This window comes from Streptomyces sp. NPDC057694 (genome assembly GCF_042799415.1).
In the GTDB taxonomy this organism is placed as follows: Bacteria; Actinomycetota; Actinomycetes; order Streptomycetales; family Streptomycetaceae; genus Streptomyces.
The window spans coordinates 564,184-583,015 of sequence record NZ_JBHVIX010000001.1 but is presented as its reverse complement, the minus strand read 5'-3'; the positions used below and the strand labels follow the sequence as shown (position 1 = coordinate 583,015).

Below are 18,832 nucleotides of genomic sequence, written 5' to 3'. Positions count from 1 at the left end.
ACCTTGCGCGTACTGCTGACCGGACACCAGGGCTACCTCGGCACCGTCATGGCGCCGGTCCTCGCCGCCGCCGGACACGACGTCGTCGGCCTCGACGCCGGACTGTTCGCCGACTGCGTCCTCGGCCCCGTCCCCGCCGACCCGCAGGGGCACCGGGTGGACCTGCGCGACGTCACCGCCGAGCACCTGGCCGGTGTCGACGCCGTCATCCACCTGGCCGCGCTGTCCAACGACCCGCTCGGCTCCCTGGCACCCGAACTCACCTACGACATCAACCACCACGCGTCCGTACGGCTGGCCCGGCTCGCCCACGAAGCGGGAGTACAGCGTTTCCTGTACGCGTCGACCTGCTCCGTCTACGGCGCCGCGGGCGGCGAGGGACTGGTCGCCGAGGACGCCCCGCTGCGCCCCGTGACGCCGTACGCCGAGTCCAAGGTGCGGGTCGAGGACGACCTGCACGCCCTGGCCGACGACGACTTCACCCCGGTGTACATGCGCAACGCCACCGCGTTCGGCTACTCGCCCCGGCTGCGCGCCGACATCGTCCTCAACAACCTGGTCGGGCACGCGCTGCTGTCCGGCGAGGTCCTCGTCCTGTCCGACGGCACGCCCTGGCGCCCGCTGGTGCACGCCGCCGACATCGCGCGGGCCTTCACCGCCGCGCTGACCGCGCCCCGCGAGGCGGTCCACGACCGGGCGTTCAACATCGGCAGCGAGGTCAACAACGTCACGGTCGCCCAGATCGCCGAGCAGGTCGCCGAGGCGGTCCCCGGCGTGAAGGTGCGGATCACCGGGGAACACGGCGCCGACCCGCGCTCGTACCGCGTGGACTTCGCCCGCTTCCGCGCCGCGATCCCCGGCTTCGACTGCGAGTGGACGGTGCAGCGGGGCGCCCTCGAACTCGCCGACAAGTACCGCGAGTTCAAGCTCACCCGCGAGGACTTCGACCAGCGCTTCACCCGTCTCGCCGTGCTGCGCGCGGCGTCCGAGGCCGGCTCCGTCGACGACACCCTGCGGTGGCGCCGATGACCTCTACCGGCGAGGAGATGCATGCTCTGGTGGAGCGGATGTACCCACTCTGCCGGAGCATCACCGGCGACGGGGTGCGCGCCACCCTGGACATCGTCGGGGAGTACGTCCCGCTCCAGGTGCACGAGGTGCCGACCGGCACGCAGGTGCTCGACTGGACGGTGCCGCAGGAGTGGAACATCCGGGACGCCTACATCGCCGACAGCACCGGCCGGCGGGTCGTCGACTTCGCCGCGTCCAGCCTGCACGTGCTCGGCTACAGCGTCCCGGTGGCGCGGACCATGCCCCTCGCCGAACTGCGCGCACATCTGCACACCCTTCCCGACCAGCCGAGTTGGGTGCCCTACCGCACCAGCTACTACAAGCCGGAGTGGGGATTCTGCCTGGCCCAGGAGACCCTGGACACGCTGCCCGACGGCGACTACGAGGTGCGCGTCGACTCCACGCTCGCGGACGGGCACCTCACCTACGCTGAGCACGTCGTCCCCGGCCAGGTCCCCGACGAGGTGATCGTCTCCTGCCACACCTGCCACCCGTCCCTGGCCAACGACAACCTGGCAGGCATCGCGGTCGCGACCTTCCTGGCAAGGGAGTTGGCGGAGCGGAACCCGTACTACACCTACCGGTTCATCTACGCGCCCGGCACCATCGGAGCCATCACCTGGCTCGCCCGCAACGCCGAGCGGGTCGAGCGCGTCAAGCACGGGCTCGTGCTGGCCTGTGCCGGGGACAGGGGGCAGCTCACGTACAAGCAGAGCAGGCGCGGCGACGCCGAGATCGACCGCGTCCTGCGGCACGTGCTGCGCACGTCCGAACGCCCGCACGAGGTAAAGGAGTTCACGCCGTACGGATACGACGAGCGGCAGTACTGCTCGCCCGGCTTCAACCTCGGCGTGGGCTCGCTCACCCGCACCCCGTACGCCGGATATCCCGAGTACCACACCTCCGCGGACAACCTGGACTTCGTCTCCCCGACGGCGATGACGGACACCCTCGCCGTGTGCCGCGAGGCGTTCGCCGTCCTTGACCGCAACCGCACCTACATCAACCTCAGCCCTTACGGCGAACCGCAGTTGGGCCGGCGCGGGCTGTACGACGCGCTCGGCGGCCGCAGCGACACCAAGCAGGCGCAGATGGCCATGCTCTGGGTGCTCAACCTCTCCGACGGCGAGCACAGTCTTCTGGACGTCGCCGAGCGCTCCGGGCTGCCCTTCGACACCGTCGCCGCCGCGGCCGACGCCCTGCACGGCGCCGGGCTGGTCAAGCCATGACGGAGATGACAGCCGAGGGGGAGAACGCGAAGGCCGCACCGAAACCGGCGGGTTCGGCGAAGCGGGCGCTGCTCGGACGGCTGTCCTGGGGCCTCGCCGACCAGGCGGCCTCCAGCATCTCCAACTTCGTGGTGGGCATCTACGTGGCCCGCTCGCTCGGGGTGACGGCCTTCGGCGTGTTCAGCCTGGCCTGGGTCACGTACGGCGTGGTGCTCAACATCTCGCGCGGCCTCGCCACCGACCCGCTCGTGGTCCGCTTCAGCGGCGTGCCCGAGGACTCCTGGCGCGGTGCGGTGGCCCGGTCCACGGGCACCGCGCTCGGCGTCGGCTCCGTCATCGGCGTGGCGTGCCTGGCCGCCGGGCTCGGCCTCGGCGGCCGCGTCGGGCCCGCGTTCGCCTGCCTCGGCGTCATGCTCCCGGGGCTGCTGCTCCAGGACGCCTGGCGGTACTCGTTCTTCGCCGCGGGCGTCGGCCGCAAGGCGTTCCTCAACGACGTCGTGTGGGGCGTGGCCCTCGTCCCCGCCATGTTCGTGGCGGCCCGCGTCGACACCGTGGCCGCCTTCGTCCTGGCGTGGGGCGCGTCCGCCACCGTGGCGGGCGCCTACGGCTACGTCCAGTCCGGCATCCTGCCCCGGGTGAGCCGGGCCCGCGGCTGGCTGCGCGAACAGCGCGACCTCGGTTACCGCTACCTCGTCGAGAACACCTGCCTGAGCGGCGCCAGCCAGGTGCGCGCCTACGGGCTCGGAGTGATCGTCGCGGTCAGCGCGGTCGGCGCGGTACGCGGCGCGGAACTCCTGATGGGGCCGTTCCTCGCCGTCCTGATGGGCCTCTCGCTCGTCACCGTCCCCGAGGCGGCCCGGGTGCTGCGGCAGGCCCCGCAGCGCCTCGGCAGGTTCTGCCTCCTCCTCGGCGGCGGCCAGGCCGCCGGAGCGCTGCTGTGGGGCACGGCGCTGCTGCTCATGCCCGACCGGGCGGGCGAACTCGTCCTCGGCGACGTCTGGCACTCCGCCTCCCGGCTCATCGTGCCGATCACCCTCGGCGTCGCGGGCGCCGGCCTCGGCACCGGCGCGGCGGCCGGACTCCGGGCGCTCGGCGCCGCCCGGCTGAGCCTGCGCTCCCAGCTGTTCGCCTCCGTCTGCTACGTCGGCGGCGGCCTCGGCGGAGCCGTCGCCGGCGGCACGGTCGGCTCGGCCTGGGGCGTCGCCGTCGCGACACTGATCGGCTCGGCCGTGTGGTGGCTGTCCCTGCGGACGGGCCTGCGCCATCACCACCCCATTCCCGAAGTGAGGACCACATGACCCCCCACCCCAGGCTGAGCGTCGGCCTGCCCGTCTACAACGGCGAGGAGTACCTGGCCGAGTCCCTCGACGCCCTGCTCGGCCAGACCTACGAGGACTTCGAGCTGATCATCTCGGACAACGCCTCCACCGACGGCACCCAGGACATCTGCCGCCTGTACGCCGCCAAGGACTCCCGGATCCGCTACCAGCGGCTGCCCCGCAACGTCGGCGCCACCCCGAACCACAACCGGCTGCTCCACGAAGCACGCGGCGAACTGTTCAAGTGGGCCTCGCACGACGACCTGTACGGCCGTGACCTCCTGCGCCTGTGCGTGGAGGCCCTCGACGAACGGCCCGACATCATCCTCGCCCACACCGACCAGGCCGTCATCGACGGCGACGGCAAGGTGACGGTCCCCTACGAGTACACGCTCGCCACCGGCTCCGCGCACGCCCCGGAGCGCTTTCGCAGCCTGCTCTTCGAGCCGGGCGGCGACGACTTCTACGGCGTCATGCGCACCGACGTGCTGCGCCGCGTGAAACCCATGGACAGCTACCACCACGCCGACCGCACCTACGTCGCCGAGATCACCCTGCACGGACGCTTCCACCAGGTGCCGGAACTGCTGTACTTCCGTCGCGACCACCCGGGCCGCGCCGAGCGGGCCAACCCCTCCAAGCGTTCCCGGTGCGTCAACCTCGACCCGCGCCGGGCCGGCCCGCTGCACCCGACGCCCCGGCTGCTCGCCGAATACCTGTGGGGCTTCACCTCGTCCGTCCGCCGGGCGCCGCTCTCCCCGGCCGACCGGCGCGCCTGCTACCGCCACCTGGCCGCCTGGATGACCAGCCGCGCGCGGCCCGGCGCCGGCGAGCGGGTCGAGGACCGCGCCCCGGTCGACCCGGCACACCTCACCGTCTCCGTCGACGACCTCGTCGCGGGACGCGAGGGGAGGCAGCCATGACCACCACGCCCCAAAAGCCCTGGCGCGTAGGCGTGTTCGGGCTGCTCGGCTCCGGCAACCTGGGCAACGACGGATCGCTCGAAGCCGTCCTCGGCTACCTCCGCGCCGACCACCCGGACGCCGCCGTGGACGCGCTGTGCGGCGGCCCCGAGGCCGTCACGGCCCGCTTCGGCATCCCCGCGACCCGGCTGCACTGGAACCGCGCCGAGTACCGGACCGCCTCCCGCGCGGGCTCGGTCGCCGCGAAGGGACTCGGCAAACTCGTCGACGTCTTCCGCACCGCCGCCTGGGTGCGCAAGCACGACGTCGTGATCGTCCCCGGCATGGGCGTCCTGGAGGCCACCCTTCCGCTACGGCCGTGGGGATTCCCGTACTCGCTGTTCCTGCTCTGCGCGAGCGGCCGGCTGCAGCGCACCCCGGTCGCCCTCGTCGGCGTGGGCGCAGCCGAGATCCGCAACCGGCCCACCCGCGCCCTGGTCCGCTGGTCAGCACGGTGTGCCGCCTACCGCTCGTACCGGGACACCCCGTCCCGCGACGCGATGCGGGCCATGGGCGTGGACACCAGCCGCGACGAGGTCTACCCCGACCTCGCGTTCTCCCTCCCCGCGCCACGGGCGAGCGCACCCACCGGCGCGACCGGCACGGTCTGCCTCGGCGTCATGGACTTCCACGGCGGCAACGACGACCGGGCGCGGGCCGACGAGATCCACCGGCGCTACCTCGACGGGACCATCCGGTTCGTCCGCACCCTGACCGACGAGGGCAGAGCCGTCCGCCTCCTCACCGGCGACCGGTGCGACGAGACGGTGGTCGCCGCGATCCTCGACGCCGTCGACTCACCCCTGGTCACCGCGGCCGAACCGGCCTCCCTGGCCGACCTGATGGACGAGATGGCCGCCGCCGACACCGTCGTCGCGGTCCGCTACCACAACCTGATCTGCGCCCTGAAGACCGGAACACCCGTCCTCGCCCTCTGCTACGCGACGAAGAGCGAAGCCCTCATGGAGCGGATGGGACTCGGCGCGTACTGCCACCCGGCGCGCGAGGTCGACGCCGACCGGCTGCTCGAACAGTTCCGGGCGCTGGAGAAGCGATCGGCCGAACTGCGCGAGACCCTCGTCGAGAGCAACCGGACCGCCGCACGGCAACTCGCCGACCAGTTCACCGCGTTGACCACCACCCTGTTCCCGGCGAACACCCACGCCCAGGCCCAACGGGAGACAGCATGAAAGCCACCGAAGTCCCCGAGATAGCCGGGGCGTTCCTGCTCGAACCGACACCGTACGCCGACGAGCGCGGCTTCTTCTGCCGCACCTTCGACGCCGAGGTGATCCGCTCGCTGGGCCTCGACCCGAACGCCTTCGTCCAGGACAGCGTCTCCCGCACGGCCCGCGGCGTGGTGCGCGGCCTGCACCTGCGCTCCGGCGCCGGTGAGGCCAAGCTGGTGCGCTGCTCGCACGGGGAGATCTTCGACGTCGTCGTGGACCTGCGCCCCGAGTCGCCGACCTACCGCAACCGGGCCTTCTTCGAACTGTCCGGCGACACCCAGAGGACCCTGTACATCCCGGCGGGCTGCGCCCACGGCTTCCAGGCACTCACCGGTACCGCCGACACGTCGTACCGGATCGACCGCCCGCACGATCCGTCCGAGGACGTGACGATCGCCTTCGACGACCCGGAGTTCGCCATCCCGTGGCCACTGCCGGTCACGTCGATGTCCCAGCGGGACCGTGAGGCACCCCGCCTCGCCGAGGTCCTGAAGTTCCAGAGAGGATGAAGTCGGCTTGCACAAAGAAGAATTCTCGCTGCCCCGATCCCTGGCGGCGAACGAGCGACTGCACGCACTGATCCCCGGAGGCGCCCACACGTACGCCAAGGGCGACGACCAGTACCCCGAGGACCTGGCACCGGTCATCAGCCACGGTCAGGGCGCGCAGGTGTGGGACATAGACGGCAACCGCTACGTCGAGTACGGCTCCGGTCTGCGGTCGGTCAGCCTCGGCCACGCCCATCCGAAGGTGACCGAGGCGGTCCGGCGCGAACTCGGGCGGGGCAGCAACTTCGTCCGGCCGTCCCTCCTGGAGCTGGAGGCCGCCGAGTGCTTCCTCGCCACCGTGCCGACCGCCGAGATGGTGAAGTTCGCGAAGAACGGCTCCGACGTGACGACCGCCGCGGTACGCCTGGCCCGCGCGGTCACCGGGCGCCCACGCGTGGCCATCTGCGCCGACCAGCCGTTCTTCTCCGTCGACGACTGGTTCATCGGCACCACACCGATGTCCTCCGGCATCCCGGACGCGATCAACGAACTCACGGTGTCGTTCCCGTACGGGGACCTCGCCGCCACCGAAGAGCTGCTGACGCGATACCAGGACGAGATCGCCTGTCTCATCCTCGAACCCGCGGGCCACATCGAGCCGCCGGACGGCTACCTCGCGGGCCTGCGCGCGCTGGCCGACCGGCACGGCTGCGTGCTGGTCTTCGACGAGATGATCACAGGGCTGCGCTGGTCCGAGGCCGGCGCGCAGGGCCTCTACGGTGTCGTCCCCGACCTCTCCACGTTCGGCAAGGCGCTCGGCAACGGGTTCGCCGTCTCCGCGCTGGCCGGACGCCGCGAACTGATGGAGCGCGGCGGCCTGCGGCACGAACAGGACCGGGTGTTCCTGCTGTCCACCACGCACGGCGCGGAGACGCACTCCCTGGCCGCCGCGATGGCCGTGCTCACCACCTACGTCGAGGAGGGCATCACGGCCCGGCTGCACGCCCTCGGCGAACGGCTGGCAGCAGGGGTCCGGGAAGCCGCGGCGGGAGCGGGCGTCGGTGACCACGTCGTCGTCCGCGGCCGGGCCAGCAACCTCGTCTTCGGCACGCTCGACGAGAAGCTGCGGCCGTCACAGGAGTACCGCACGCTCTTCCTGAGGCAGCTCCTCGCGGGCGGGGTGCTGGCGCCGTCGTTCGTGGTGAGCAGCGCGCTCACCGACGCCGACATCGACCACACCGTCGACACGGTCGCCCGGGCGTGCGAGGTGTACCGCGAGGCGCTGGACGCGGGGGACCCCGCTCCCTGGCTCGGCGGGCGGCCGGTGAAGCCCGTCTTCCGCCGCCTGGCGTGACGGGACGTCAGCGACGCACCGGGAGGCCGGCACCGGACATCCGGCCGGCCGTCCGGTCCACCAGCCACGCCGTCGCGGGCACCAGGACCAGCGCGGTGCACCAGCCGCCGAGAACGTCCGTCGGATAGTGCGCGCCCAGGGCGACCTGGGCCCACCCCATCGCGGCCCCGCCGGCCAGCGCCACGCCCAGCACCAGCGCGAACCCCGCCGTTCGGCCGAGACGGAACAGGCCGGCCGCGAGCAGGGCCAGCGCGATCGCCAGCGAGGTGGCGAAGGCGGTGTGCCCGCTCGGGTACGACAGATTTCCGGGGCCGTGAATGGTGCGGCCCACCACAGGCTTGATCAGGGTCGTCGCGACCACCGACACCACGGGACCCGCGGCGACGAGCACCGCCGCGCGTGGCCGGCGCAGCAGCAGACAGCCCGCCACGAGGAGCGTGACCAGCGCCACCGAGCCCGCGGGCTCCCCGAGGAAGTCCAGGGCCAGCGCGACCCGCCGCCACGGCTGCCCCACGCTGTCCGCCGTCGGATCGATGAACCACCGGTCCACGGTGCCGGGTTCGGAGTGATCCGCGTACAGAAAGGCGAGGACGGCGACCACCGGCGCGGCGAGCACGGAGGCGAGGCCGAGCCACGCGCGCGACGGCCCGTGCAGCGCGCTGGGCGGTGGGCCGTCCGGCTCGGGCCCGCTGATTCCCGTACCGCCGTGATGGCGTTCGTGTCCGCCGTCCAGGTCCGCTTCTGCCAGGCGATCCAACGCGAGCTCCCTGTCGTGTGCGGCCGACCGTCCAGCGACCATCATCACCCCTGGGGCGCCGATCCCGTGCCGGAAACCGGCCGTTTCGTCTGGTGATGCGGCCAGGCGGGACAGCCCAAGTCGTCGCAACCCCGTGCGAGTGTGACGACTCCTCCTGAGCCTGGGGCAAACAGGCATCCACAAGCGCTTGCTGACGTCATGATGTCTGCCCTGCGCGTTAAAGTGCGCTGGTGGACTTTGGGGGACTGGTGTCAGGAATACAGGCGGTCGGGGCGGGAGATCCGGAACAGATCGGCCCGTACCGGGTGGTGGGCCGGCTGGGCGCCGGTGGTATGGGACGGGTCTATCTGGCGCGATCCAAGGGCGGCCGCGCGGTCGCGGTGAAGGTCGTCCGTCCGGAGCTGGCCGAGGACCGTGAGTTCCGGCAGCGGTTCGCGCGGGAGGTCGCCGCGGCGCGCAGGGTGAACGGCGTGTTCACCGCCGGCGTGGTGGACGCCGACGCCGAGGCGGACCCGCCCTGGCTGGCGACCGCCTATGTGCCGGGTCTCTCCCTCGACACCGCGGTGGAGCGGTACGGGGCATGGGGTCCCGGCCCGGTGTCGACCCTGGCGGCCGGCCTGGCGGAGGCGCTGGAGGCGATCCACGGAGCGGGACTCGTCCACCGCGACCTGAAGCCGTCGAACGTGCTGCTGGCGGCCGACGGTCCGCGGGTCATCGACTTCGGCATCTCGACCACGTCGGAGTCCAGCGGCATCACCCGTACCGGCGTGGTCATCGGCACCCCCGGCTTCATGTCGCCCGAGCAGTTGACGGGCGAGCGGGTCGGACCGGCCAGTGACGTGTTCGCGCTGGGCGCGGTCCTCGCGTTCACCGCGTCCGGCTCGGGCCCCTTCGGCACGGGGTCGGCGCAGGGACTGATGTACCGCGTCGTCCACGGCGAGCCCGAACTCACCGCCGTGCCCGACACGTTGCGCCCTCTGGTCGCGCGCTGCCTGGCCAAGAACCCCGAGGCCCGACCGCGCGTCGACGAACTGCTGGCGGAGCTGACGAACGCGGCGGGCGCGGCCCGCACGACGCTGCTGTTCACGACCGCGGACTGGCTCCCGCAGGGCGTGGCGGGGGCGGTCCGTGACGTGCGTGACGGGACGTCGGGGAACCGCACCGACGGTCCGCCGCCCGTGCCGCCGACCGCTGCGCACGGGGCGCCGGCCATGAGCGGACCCCGTCCCGCCGTCCCCGCGGTGCCGCCGACTCCGCCGCCGGCCTACACGCCCACGGCGTTCGCGACCGGACCGACGCCCGGCGGCTTCGGCCCGCCCGGCAGCGCCATGGGCTACGGGCCTCCGCCGGGAACGAGAACGGCGCCGGTGCCGCACTTCTCCGGTCATCCTCCGCAAGGCTCCTCGAGCGGCAAGCGCGTGGGTGTGATCGCCGCGGCCCTCGTCGGGGTGCTGGCGATCGGGCTGGTCGCCTGGCGGGCGGACGACCTCTTCGGCGGTACGTCGGACACCGGCTCCGGCGGCGCGTCACCGAGCTACTCGGCCTCGGCGCCCTCGTACTCCTACAGCCCCTCTCCCTCGGACAGCGCGTCGTCCTCCTCCGGCGCGGCCACCCTCACGGGCCGCTGGGAGGGCAACTACGTCTGCAACCAGGGCATCACGGGACTGTCGCTCACGATCGAGCAGCACGGCGACGGCACCGCCGACGCGGTGTTCTCGTTCTACCCCGCTCCCTCCAACCCGGAGGTTCCCCGCGGCTCGTTCGCGATGAAGGGGACGTACGCGGGCGGCCTGCTGACCCTGCACGCCAGTCACTGGATCAACCGGCCGCCCGACTACCAGTCGGTCGACATCCAGGCCAGTTACGACACGTCGACCCCCGATCACCTGGACGGACTGATCGAGGGCGCGGACTGTTCGACCTTCTCCACGCAGCGGTCCTGACGGTTCACGCGGGCGTGCCGCCCTTCGCCGCGCGGCGGTACTCCTCGTTGAGGCGCTGGGCCTCCTCGAGCTGGTCCTCGAGGATCACGATGCGGCAGGCCGCCTCGATGGGCGTGCCCTGGTCGACGAGTTCGCGTGCGCGGGCGGCGATCCGCAGCTGATAGCGCGAGTAGCGGCGGTGGCCGCCCTCCGAGCGGAGCGGGGTGATCAGCCGGGCGTCGCCGAGCGCTCTCAGGAACCCGGGGGTGGTGCCGAGCATCTCGGCCGCCCGGCCCATCGAGTACGCGGGGTAGTCGTCGTCGTCCAGCCGGCCGCTGAGCGGGTTGTCTGCCGTCATTCCACCTTCAATGTCTCATCCGTCAGGAGGCCCCGGTGCACTACGGCACCGGGGCCCCGAGGAAATTCAACACCATCCGCGGGCTCCACTCCCGCGCGGTGGCCACGGGACGGCGACACGGGCTGCGCGCGGGCCCGGTGCTGCATAGAATCTGCGGCCATGTCCAAGCCTGACGCACTGCTCGTCGACCTCGCCGCCACGGTCGAGTCCGAGCAGACTCATCGCATGTCCTTGACCGTGGTCGTCGGCGGCGCCGTCATCACGGGTCTGCTGGCTCCGGAGGCCGCCTGGCGGGAGCGGGTGTCCGAGGTGTTGACGGACTCCGCGGAACTCGCCCCGTTCGCCGGGGTGTTCCCGCTGCCCGCGCAGCAGCCCGGCGGGGCGGCGCGCGAACCCGCCGTCGACCCCACGCACCTGCACTTCCACCTCGCCCGCATCCTCCAGGGCAGCATGGGCATTCCCGAGACGGGCGGCATGTACCGCGTCGCCATCGAGGACGTGAGCGCCTGGACGGTGGGTGACTTCGCCTACTCCGAGCACTGATCGACGAACGGATGAGGGGCTCCGCCGGTGGGTACCGGCGGAGCCCCTCATCCGTTCACGTCCGGGCGGTCGCGCCCCGTGGTCAGTGCCCCGTGGTCTGCCCCAGCAGACGCGACGCCTGCTGCACGGCCGACAGGTCGCTCTCCGGCGCGGGCTCCTCGGTGGTGCGGCAGGTGAAGCCCAGGCGCGTCATGGCCCGGACGACCTCACCGGTGGCGAAGTCGCGGGGGTCCTGACCGGTGACCAGACGGCCCACCTGCTTGGCGGGGTAGCGGCGGCGGCCGATGATCACGTACGCACCGGAGACCGGCTCTGCCTTGACTCCCTGCATCGTGGCCAGCACACCACTGTGGGTCAGGTCGAACGGAAAGCGGGCGATGACGCAGCGCATGATGCCTCACAAACGAGAAGAAAGGGGCGGAACCGCTGGTCGGACGAGCCGGGGCGGGCGGAGCGACCTGGGTGGACGCTCAGCCGACGCCGACGACGTCGAGCAACCGGACATGATCCGTGTACGTCGGGGTGGCGCGGGCAGCGGTGAGCTGGGCGAGGGTGATCACACCGGTGCGGGCGTCGTCATCGTCGCACAGAACCAGATGCCCGCTGCGTGCGCCTGCCATGACGGACAGTGCAACCTCGACCGTCATATCGTCCCTGACCTGCGGTCCTGCTGTGTGGTGCGAGGCCTGAAGGAATGTCACGGGCGCCTCCTGAAGGGAATGGGTGAGCCTCCTGTGCCCGGGGGGCGGTCCGGCCGGGGTCGTGGACAGGCCTAGGCGGCCGGCTCGGCGGCCGGCAGGTGCCCGTCCGCCCCGCCGGTCATCCGGGCCCTGCGCCGGGCCGTGGCGGCGACGCTGCGCCCGCCCCGCGACCCGGCGCCGCCGGCCCTGCGGGAGCGGCCGGTGTCCGGCACGGTGAGGGTGACCGGCTGTCCCGACGGAAGCCGGGCTCCGGTGATGCGCCGCAACGCGGCGTCACCGGGTCGTACCTGCGTGGTCGTGGGGGAGATCCCGGCGTCCGAGAGGAGTCGGTCCATGCCGCGACGCTGCCGGGGTGTCACCAGCGTGACGACCATCCCCGTCTCGCCGGCCCGGGCCGTGCGGCCGCCGCGGTGCAGATAGTCCTTGGGGTCGCTCGGCGGGTCCACGTTCACCACCATGTCGAGGTTGTCCACGTGGATGCCGCGCGCGGCGACGTTGGTCGCCACCAGCACCGTGACCCGGCCCGCCCGGAACAGGCTCAGGGTGCGGGTGCGCTGCACCTGCGTCTTGCCGCCGTGCAGGGCCGCGGCGCGGACCCCGCTGGCCAGCAGCTGTTCGGTCAGCCGGTCCACCCCGTGCCGGGTGTCGAGGAACATCATCACGCGGCCGTCGCGGGCCGCGATCTCCGTGGTGGTCCTGAGCTTGTCGGCGGCCTGCACGGAGAACACGTGGTGCTCCATCGTGCTGACCGAGGCCGAGGCCGGGTCGACTGAGTGCACCACGGGGTCGGTCAGGTACCGGCGGACCAGCCGGTCGACGTGGTGGTCCAGGGTGGCCGAGAACAGCAACCGCTGCCCGCCGGGCCGCACTTGGTCCAGCAGCGCCGTGATCTGGGGCATGAATCCCATGTCGGCCATCTGGTCGGCCTCGTCGAGGACCGTGATGCCCACCTGGTCGAGCCCGCACTCGCCCCGGTCGATGAGGTCCTTCAGCCGGCCCGGGGTCGCGACGACGACCTCCGCCCCGGAACGCAGCGCGCGGGCCTGCCGGCCGATCGGCATCCCGCCGACCGCCGTGGTCAGCCGCAACCGCACGGCGCGGGCGTACGGGGTGAGTGCCTCGGTGACCTGCTGGGCCAGCTCGCGGGTCGGGACGAGGATCAGGGCCAGCGGCCGATGCGGCTCGGCGCGCTGCCCGGCCGTGCGGGCCAGCACGGCGAGCCCGAAGGCGAGGGTCTTGCCCGAGCCGGTGCGGCCGCGCCCGAGCACGTCGCGTCCCGCGAGGGAGTTGGGCAGCGTCGCCGCCTGGATCGGGAAGGGCACGGTCACGCCCTGGTGTCCGAGCGTGGCCAGCAGCGGCTGCTCCATGGCGAGCTCGGCGAACGACTCGACCGCGTCCAGCGCGGGAGTCTCCGTCCTCGGCAGCGCGAACTCGCCGCGCGCCGACGCGTTCCGCCGCCGGGCCGGCGCTTTCGGAACGGGAATGGTGGTTCGGGAAGCGGGCGCGTTCACACCTGTGCGGTTCATGCGGAACCTTCCTTTGGGCGGCACGTGTCCAGGAATTCCCGCCGACCGTGTACGGCCGGGTGGGCGGCCGTACGGGTGCGCCGCGCGAAAACAGACTCGGGGCCCGCACCCTTGAGTGCGGGCCCCGAGCCGGGAAGCGAACGACAGCGTCAGGCGTTGACGATGTTCTCCGCCGTCGGGCCCTTCTGGCCCTGCGCGATGTCGAAGTTCACCTTCTGGCCCTCGGTGAGCTCACGAAAGCCCTGAGCGGCGATGTTCGAGTAGTGGGCGAAGACGTCGGGGCCGCCGCCGTCCTGCTCGATGAAGCCGAAACCCTTTTCGGCGTTGAACCACTTCACGGTGCCAGTAGCCATTTTTGTCTCCTTCGGAGCAGTGATCGGAGTGTGCACTGTGCGCACTCCGAGTCGCCGCGATGATTGCCCACCCGGAGAAAAGCACCGGAAAATAAAACTGGCCTCGCCGATCCCGTGAGGGTGGCGGGGCACTTGAAGTTTCGGGAACCACAACTGCAACTTCCATCAACAGTAGCAGTCTGTGCCCGATTTTGCAGCTATTTCCTTTCTGTTGAATCTGCGAGAAAAATACTCGCGCCGCATTCAGTGAAATTCTCACACGGCCCCGGTAGATATTTTCCGCTTGAGCGTGCGTGGACGGGGAAGGCGCCTCGCCGCTCAGGTTGCTGGCCCGAACCTGGTGGGTGAGTTTGGTGGAAGAACGGGGACCCGGGGGAACGCAGAGGCGTCACCCCGCCCCGCCCGCCGAATCCCAGGAGGACACATGACGAACCCCGGACAGGACCCGAACCAGGACGAAGGCCCCGCGGACGGCGGTGCGGCGGGTACGCCGGGCGTGCACGACGGCGGCGCCGACGGCGGGGCGGAAGGTCCCGCGGACGGTGGCGCGGCGGGCACGCCCGGCGTTCACGACGGTGGCGCGGACGGCGGCGCCGAGGGTCCCGCGGACGGCGGCGCGTCCGGGACGCCGGGCGTGCACGACGGCGGCGCCGACGGGGCGGCCGACGAGTCCGGCAGTGGCGCTTGAGCATCTCTGCCCCCACGTCCCGGGACGCCGACGCCCAGCCGGGTGTCGGCGTCCTGGACACCCGTCTCACGCGTCTGAGCCGAGAGGACTTCGCCCGGGACTTCTGGGCCCGCAGACCGCTGCTCACGCGCGCGGCCAGTGATTTCACCGACCTGTTCGCCGCCGACGCCGTCGACGAACTGGTCTCCCGGCGCGGCCTGCGGACGCCGTTCCTCCGCGTGGCCAAGGACGGCGCCACGCTTCCCGAGGCGTCGTTCACCGCACCGGCGGGCGTCGGCGCCATGATCGCGGACCAGCTCGACGACACGGCCCTGTGGCGCAGCTTCGCCGACGGCGCGACGCTCGTCCTCCAGGCCCTTCAGCGCACGTGGGAGCCGGTCGCCGACCTCGTCGCCCGGCTCGGTACGGAGCTGGGGCACCCGGTGCAGGCCAACGCCTATGTCACCCCGCCGCAGAACCGCGGCTTCGACGACCACTACGACGTGCACGACGTCTTCGTCCTGCAGATCGCGGGCACCAAACGCTGGATCGTCCACGAGCCGGTCCACCCCGACCCGCTGCGTGACCAGCCCTGGACCGACCGCCGCGCCGCGGTCGAGGAGGCGGCCAAGGGCGAGGCGCACCTCGACACCGTCCTCGCGCCGGGTGACGTCCTCTATCTGCCGAGGGGCTGGCTGCACGCCGCCGAGGCGCAGGGCGCCGTCTCGATCCACCTGACGCTCGGCGTCCACAACTGGACGCGCCACGCGCTGGCCGAGCAACTGACCCGGGCGGCACTCGAACTGCTGCGGGACGACCCCGAGATGCGCGCATCCCTGCCCCTCGGCACCGACGGACCGGCCGATGAACTCGCCCTGGTCCGCGAACGCCTCGTCGCCGCCCTCACGGAGACGGACCCCGCACCCCTGTTCCACCGGACGCGGCGCGGCCGGGCCCGACCGGCACCGCTGGGACCGCTGGCCCAGCTCCGGGCCGTCGACAGCCTCACCCCCGAGGCACCGGTGCGGCTGCGCGCGTCACTGGACGCACGCCTGGAGGGCCGCCGTCTGAACACCCGGGTCGGCTGGCTCGACTTCACCGACGAGGACCTGCCGGCCGTGCGCCGCCTCCTGGACGGCCGGGCGCGCACCGCGCACGACCTGGGCGTCGCACTCGTCGAACGGCTGCTGCGCGCGGGCGTCCTGGTGCCCGCCGGACGATGACGGGGGCGCGGTGACCGCGGCATCCAGGTTCTTCTGCGCCGATGCCGCCCGCGCCCGCCCCGACCCCCTGGCGGGCACGGCGCCGTACGGATCCACCTGGATTCTCATCGAGTACCGGGGCGGCTGGCCGCCGAACGGCTTCGACGGCCTTCCCCTGGAGCCCGACACCAAGCGACTCGTGTTCTCCGCCGCCCAGGCGGTGCGGGCCCGCATCCTGCTGGTCAGACGCCACGGACGCCGCCTCTCCGAAGGCCCGCCCATGTGGGCCGTCCTGCGCTACGGCGACGACGGCGCCCACCGGCAGACCTGGGGCACCTGGACACGCGACGAGGATCTCGTCGGCATCGTCGCCGCCCTCGGCACGCCCGGTGGCCTCGGGGACCCGCCCGTCGTCCTGGTCTGCGCCCATGGACTGCACGACGCGTGCTGCGCCGTGCGCGGACGGCCCGTGGGGCGAGCGCTGAGCGAGCGCTGGCCGGACCTGGTGTGGGAGTGCACGCACATCGGCGGTGACAGATTCGCCGCCAACGTCGTGGTGGCGCCCGACGGCGTCTACTACGGCAACCTCGACGCCGCGTCGTCCGTCGAGGTGGTCGGGGAGCATCTGGCCGACCGCGTGCACGCCGACCATCTGCGCGGATACACGAATCTCTTCCCGCCCCAGCAAACGGCGGTGGCCGCCGTCCTCGGGAACGTCGGCCCGGCGGGCCGGCACCACTACGTGGTGGGGGAGACGACGCGCCACGGCGACCGCTGGCTCGTCCGTGTCGTGGGCCGCACGCCCCGATCGGCGGTGTACGACGTCGGCGTACGGTCGCACCGGACCCCTCCGCGCCAGCTGACCTGCCGGGGCCGGTCGCCGAGTTCCACCGTCGTCTACGAGGCCGTTTCGATCGTCGTCGTCGGCCCGCCGTGACCCGGAGCGTTCCCCGGGCGATGTTTGTGCGGCCCCGGAAGCGGTCAGGTGGAGGCGGGAAGACACTGGGCGCCCACCGGAGGATCACATGTTTGAAGCGGAGAACATCCGTGACTGGAGAGATCACGACGTCGTCGACCTGGAGGGACGCAAGATCGGTTCACTGGAGTCGGTGTACGTGGACACCGTCACCGACCAGCCGGCCTTCGCGGCCGTGACGGTGGGCCTGCCGACGCGCAAGCGGCTCATCTTCGTACCGCTGGAGAAGGCGGTCGTGGCCCCCGCCCATGTGAAGGTGGCCTGGCCCAGGCAACAGGTGAAGGACGCGCCGTCCATCGACACCGACGGAGAACTCCTGGCCGAGCAGGAGCGCGAGGTGTTCGCCCACTACGGCCTGGACTACGGGACCGGCAGCGCCCGGCGCCTGGCACGGCGCTGACCGCGCAAGTCCGTGGGAGGTTGGGAGACGGCACGCCGGGCAGGCGGCAAGGGGCAGGGAGGGCGCATGGACTGGCAGGACTTCGCCGTGCGGTTGGCGTCGACGGCGCGGGAGCTGTTGGCGGAGGACTCCGTGGACGGCACGCTGAACAAGGTGACCCACTCCGCCCTGCACCTGATCGAGGGCTGCACCGCGGCGGGCATCCTCCTGCTGAGCGGGGGCACGGCGAAGACCCTCGCGCCCACGGAGCAACTCGTCAACGACAGCGACGCGTTGCAGGCGCGGCTCGGCGAGGGCCCCTGCTACGACGCCGCACGCACGGGCCACCCGGTGTTCCGCATCAAGGATCTGACCGAGGAGCGGGTCCGGTGGCCCGCCTACGCGCCCCGGGCCAAGGCCCTCGGCGTCGGCAGCATGATGGGGTTCCTGCTCTACACCGAGGACGAGGACCTCGGCGCGCTGAACCTCTACTCCACAGAGCCGGGCGCGTTCACCGAGGACAGCCAGACGGCCGGCTGGACGCTGGCCGCACACGCCGCCGTCGCGTTCTCCAGCGCCAGGGAACACGCCCAGATGGAGAAGGCGGTCGCCAGCCGGCACATCATCGGCGAGGCCATGGGCATCCTCATGGCCGCCCACCGGCTCTCCGAGCCAGAGGCCTTCGACGTGCTGCGCCGCTACTCCCAGGAGAACAACGTCAAACTCCGTGAGGTCGCCCACCTCGTCTGCGAACGGGGCGGCCTGCGCGAGGCCTGACAGGCCCGCGGGGGAGGGGGGCGGTTCTCCTGGCTACAGCCTGAACCAGGAGAACCTCGGCGTGGCAGACCCCCAGAGGGATTTCACTGCTGCGCGCGCCGTCCTGCTGGAGTAACCCGACGCGCACGTTCCACACATTCCGCACCGGACCAAGACCGGCGGGAAGGTGCGGGAATGTGCCGATTCGGGCCCCTCTGCTGTGAACCCACCCATATGAGCCACGGCACATGCGACCGGCGGTAGTAGTCGCGCCGCCCCGGAAATCACCCGGTGCACGCGCGCCCGCCGCGCCTCTCCTGCGTACCCGGGTAGTAGGTCACATCTTTGCGGCACGGCAGCCGCCTCGCTAACTCTGACTGAAGTCCCGGGGCGGCCCGCATCGGCCCGCCCTGATCCCCGTACCTCTGGAGAGTCAGTCAGCATGTCCCTCACCCCTACGCTGCCCCGCACCGGCCTCACCGCCCGTTTCCGCCGGTTCTCCGCGGCCGGGGTCGCCACGGCGGGCGCCGCCGCCATGACACTGACGATGGCCCCCGGCTCTGCTCAGGCCGCCGAGCCCGCCGCGAGCGCCCCGGCCGCCAAGGCCGCCGTGAAGACCGCCGCTCCGGCGAAGGCCGCGGCTCCCGCGAAGGCCGCCGCGCCCGCCAAGACCTACGCCGACAACCTCGACGGCTGGATCCGCGAGTCGCTCGACATCATGAAGTCCAAGGGCATACCCGGCACCTACGACGGGCTGCACCGCAACATCATGCGCGAGTCCTCCGGCAACCCGAACGCCGTCAACGGCTGGGACGTCAACGCGCAGAACGGCATCCCGTCCAAGGGCCTGCTCCAGGTGATCCAGCCCACGTTCGACGCGTATCACGTGGCCGGAACCGAGAACAACCTGACCGACCCGGTCGCCAACATCACCGCGGCCGCGAACTACGCCGCAGACAAGTACGGCTCGATCGACAACGTCGACTCCGCGTACTGAGCCGCCGGTCACCGATCCCCACAGGCCACCGGTCACCGAAGAA

21 protein-coding genes are annotated in these 18,832 nt (G+C 72.0%); 15 read left to right on the top strand and 6 right to left on the bottom strand.

What is annotated here, in order from left to right; genetic code table 11:
- Window positions 1-3 precede the first annotated feature (3 nt).
- The 7 genes from ACFVDP_RS02830 to ACFVDP_RS02800 are packed head-to-tail and all read left to right on the top strand — an operon-like array spanning window position 4 to window position 7,652.
- Window positions 4-1,029 carry an NAD-dependent epimerase/dehydratase family protein gene (locus tag ACFVDP_RS02830; RefSeq protein ID WP_383482163.1) on the top strand — a complete coding sequence of 342 codons (1,026 nt, stop codon included), beginning with the start codon at window positions 4-6 and terminating at the stop codon, window positions 1,027-1,029.
- Window positions 1,017-2,300 (top strand): DUF4910 domain-containing protein, encoded by a 1,284-nt coding sequence (locus ACFVDP_RS02825; RefSeq protein ID WP_383482160.1) that lies wholly within the window; start codon window positions 1,017-1,019, stop codon window positions 2,298-2,300. The genes ACFVDP_RS02830 and ACFVDP_RS02825 overlap by 13 nt, the downstream gene beginning before the upstream one ends.
- Window positions 2,297-3,598 carry a hypothetical protein gene (locus ACFVDP_RS02820; RefSeq protein ID WP_383482157.1) on the top strand — a complete coding sequence of 434 codons (1,302 nt, stop codon included), beginning with the start codon at window positions 2,297-2,299 and terminating at the stop codon, window positions 3,596-3,598. The genes ACFVDP_RS02825 and ACFVDP_RS02820 overlap by 4 nt, the downstream gene beginning before the upstream one ends.
- Entirely contained in the window at window positions 3,595-4,542 is a 948-nt protein-coding gene (locus ACFVDP_RS02815) for a glycosyltransferase family 2 protein (protein WP_383482154.1), read from the top strand. The genes ACFVDP_RS02820 and ACFVDP_RS02815 overlap by 4 nt, the downstream gene beginning before the upstream one ends.
- A complete protein-coding gene (locus ACFVDP_RS02810) occupies window positions 4,539-5,771 on the top strand; it encodes a polysaccharide pyruvyl transferase family protein (RefSeq protein WP_383482151.1) in 1,233 nt (410 codons plus the stop codon). Before ACFVDP_RS02815 ends, ACFVDP_RS02810 begins: the two co-directional genes overlap by 4 nt.
- Window positions 5,768-6,319, top strand: coding sequence for a dTDP-4-dehydrorhamnose 3,5-epimerase family protein (locus ACFVDP_RS02805; protein ID WP_383482148.1), 552 nt, complete (start codon window positions 5,768-5,770; stop codon window positions 6,317-6,319). The genes ACFVDP_RS02810 and ACFVDP_RS02805 overlap by 4 nt, the downstream gene beginning before the upstream one ends.
- A gap of 7 nt (window positions 6,320-6,326) precedes the next feature.
- Window positions 6,327-7,652: a glutamate-1-semialdehyde 2,1-aminomutase gene (locus ACFVDP_RS02800; RefSeq protein ID WP_383482145.1), complete on the top strand. Its 1,326-nt coding sequence runs from the start codon at window positions 6,327-6,329 to the stop codon at window positions 7,650-7,652.
- 7 nt (window positions 7,653-7,659) lie between these two features.
- On the opposite strand, the gene ACFVDP_RS02795 is transcribed toward ACFVDP_RS02800, so the two are convergent.
- Complete coding sequence (locus ACFVDP_RS02795) at window positions 7,660-8,346, bottom strand: phosphatase PAP2 family protein (RefSeq protein WP_383484286.1); 687 nt, start codon at window positions 8,344-8,346, stop codon at window positions 7,660-7,662.
- Between the two features lie 311 nt (window positions 8,347-8,657).
- Here ACFVDP_RS02795 and ACFVDP_RS02790 point away from each other — a divergent pair, with 311 nt between their 5' ends.
- Window positions 8,658-10,352, top strand: coding sequence for a serine/threonine-protein kinase (locus ACFVDP_RS02790; protein ID WP_383482142.1), 1,695 nt, complete (start codon window positions 8,658-8,660; stop codon window positions 10,350-10,352).
- Between the two features lie 4 nt (window positions 10,353-10,356).
- Here the strand turns inward: ACFVDP_RS02790 and ACFVDP_RS02785 are convergent, their stop codons facing one another.
- Window positions 10,357-10,689, bottom strand: coding sequence for a MerR family transcriptional regulator (locus ACFVDP_RS02785; protein ID WP_383482140.1), 333 nt, complete (start codon window positions 10,687-10,689; stop codon window positions 10,357-10,359).
- Between the two features lie 159 nt (window positions 10,690-10,848).
- Here ACFVDP_RS02785 and ACFVDP_RS02780 point away from each other — a divergent pair, with 159 nt between their 5' ends.
- Complete coding sequence (locus tag ACFVDP_RS02780; RefSeq protein WP_383482137.1) at window positions 10,849-11,232, top strand: hypothetical protein; 384 nt, start codon at window positions 10,849-10,851, stop codon at window positions 11,230-11,232.
- 82 nt (window positions 11,233-11,314) lie between these two features.
- Here ACFVDP_RS02780 and ACFVDP_RS02775 read toward each other — a convergent pair whose 3' ends face one another.
- The 4 genes from ACFVDP_RS02775 to ACFVDP_RS02760 all read right to left on the bottom strand — a co-directional run bounded on the left by ACFVDP_RS02775 (window position 11,315) and on the right by ACFVDP_RS02760 (window position 13,812).
- Window positions 11,315-11,623, bottom strand: coding sequence for an SCO5918 family protein (locus tag ACFVDP_RS02775; protein ID WP_383482134.1), 309 nt, complete (start codon window positions 11,621-11,623; stop codon window positions 11,315-11,317).
- Between the two features lie 79 nt (window positions 11,624-11,702).
- On the bottom strand, window positions 11,703-11,933 hold the full coding sequence (locus tag ACFVDP_RS02770; protein WP_383482132.1) for a hypothetical protein: 231 nt from the start codon (window positions 11,931-11,933) through the stop codon (window positions 11,703-11,705).
- 71 nt (window positions 11,934-12,004) lie between these two features.
- The gene (locus ACFVDP_RS02765; RefSeq protein ID WP_383482128.1) at window positions 12,005-13,459 is read right to left on the bottom strand and encodes a DEAD/DEAH box helicase; all 1,455 of its coding nucleotides are present in this window, start codon (window positions 13,457-13,459) and stop codon (window positions 12,005-12,007) included.
- Window positions 13,460-13,608: 149 nt separating this feature from the next.
- Window positions 13,609-13,812 carry a cold-shock protein gene (locus ACFVDP_RS02760; protein ID WP_383482126.1) on the bottom strand — a complete coding sequence of 68 codons (204 nt, stop codon included), beginning with the start codon at window positions 13,810-13,812 and terminating at the stop codon, window positions 13,609-13,611.
- A 424-nt stretch (window positions 13,813-14,236) separates the two neighbouring features.
- On the opposite strand from ACFVDP_RS02760, the gene ACFVDP_RS02755 reads away from it, so the two are divergent.
- The 6 genes from ACFVDP_RS02755 to ACFVDP_RS02730 all read left to right on the top strand — a co-directional run bounded on the left by ACFVDP_RS02755 (window position 14,237) and on the right by ACFVDP_RS02730 (window position 18,789).
- A complete protein-coding gene (locus ACFVDP_RS02755; RefSeq protein ID WP_383482124.1) occupies window positions 14,237-14,500 on the top strand; it encodes a BatC protein in 264 nt (87 codons plus the stop codon).
- A gap of 2 nt (window positions 14,501-14,502) precedes the next feature.
- On the top strand, window positions 14,503-15,702 hold the full coding sequence (locus tag ACFVDP_RS02750; RefSeq protein ID WP_383484284.1) for a cupin domain-containing protein: 1,200 nt from the start codon (window positions 14,503-14,505) through the stop codon (window positions 15,700-15,702).
- 10 nt (window positions 15,703-15,712) lie between these two features.
- Window positions 15,713-16,618 (top strand): sucrase ferredoxin, encoded by a 906-nt coding sequence (locus tag ACFVDP_RS02745; RefSeq protein ID WP_383482121.1) that lies wholly within the window; start codon window positions 15,713-15,715, stop codon window positions 16,616-16,618.
- A gap of 88 nt (window positions 16,619-16,706) precedes the next feature.
- The gene (locus ACFVDP_RS02740) at window positions 16,707-17,057 is read left to right on the top strand and encodes a PRC-barrel domain-containing protein (RefSeq protein ID WP_383482118.1); all 351 of its coding nucleotides are present in this window, start codon (window positions 16,707-16,709) and stop codon (window positions 17,055-17,057) included.
- Between the two features lie 66 nt (window positions 17,058-17,123).
- Entirely contained in the window at window positions 17,124-17,813 is a 690-nt protein-coding gene (locus tag ACFVDP_RS02735) for a GAF and ANTAR domain-containing protein (RefSeq protein ID WP_383482114.1), read from the top strand.
- Window positions 17,814-18,234: 421 nt separating this feature from the next.
- Entirely contained in the window at window positions 18,235-18,789 is a 555-nt protein-coding gene (locus ACFVDP_RS02730; protein WP_383482111.1) for a transglycosylase SLT domain-containing protein, read from the top strand.
- Window positions 18,790-18,832 lie beyond the last annotated feature (43 nt).

Bases quoted from the DNA above. Each gene is read 5' to 3' on its own strand.
- ACFVDP_RS02755 (WP_383482124.1), top strand. From the start codon at position 14,237: ATGACGAACCCCGGACAGGACCCGAACCAGGACGAAGGCCCCGCGGAC.
- ACFVDP_RS02775 (WP_383482134.1), bottom strand. From the start codon at position 11,623: ATGCGCTGCGTCATCGCCCGCTTTCCGTTCGACCTGACCCACAGTGGT.
- ACFVDP_RS02820 (WP_383482157.1), top strand. From the start codon at position 2,297: ATGACGGAGATGACAGCCGAGGGGGAGAACGCGAAGGCCGCACCGAAA.
- ACFVDP_RS02730 (WP_383482111.1), top strand. From the start codon at position 18,235: ATGTCCCTCACCCCTACGCTGCCCCGCACCGGCCTCACCGCCCGTTTC.
- ACFVDP_RS02810 (WP_383482151.1), top strand. From the start codon at position 4,539: ATGACCACCACGCCCCAAAAGCCCTGGCGCGTAGGCGTGTTCGGGCTG.
- ACFVDP_RS02760 (WP_383482126.1), bottom strand. From the start codon at position 13,812: ATGGCTACTGGCACCGTGAAGTGGTTCAACGCCGAAAAGGGTTTCGGC.
- ACFVDP_RS02780 (WP_383482137.1), top strand. From the start codon at position 10,849: ATGTCCAAGCCTGACGCACTGCTCGTCGACCTCGCCGCCACGGTCGAG.
- ACFVDP_RS02765 (WP_383482128.1), bottom strand. From the start codon at position 13,459: ATGAACCGCACAGGTGTGAACGCGCCCGCTTCCCGAACCACCATTCCC.
- ACFVDP_RS02805 (WP_383482148.1), top strand. From the start codon at position 5,768: ATGAAAGCCACCGAAGTCCCCGAGATAGCCGGGGCGTTCCTGCTCGAA.
- ACFVDP_RS02785 (WP_383482140.1), bottom strand. From the start codon at position 10,689: ATGACGGCAGACAACCCGCTCAGCGGCCGGCTGGACGACGACGACTAC.
- ACFVDP_RS02815 (WP_383482154.1), top strand. From the start codon at position 3,595: ATGACCCCCCACCCCAGGCTGAGCGTCGGCCTGCCCGTCTACAACGGC.
- ACFVDP_RS02735 (WP_383482114.1), top strand. From the start codon at position 17,124: ATGGACTGGCAGGACTTCGCCGTGCGGTTGGCGTCGACGGCGCGGGAG.
- ACFVDP_RS02740 (WP_383482118.1), top strand. From the start codon at position 16,707: ATGTTTGAAGCGGAGAACATCCGTGACTGGAGAGATCACGACGTCGTC.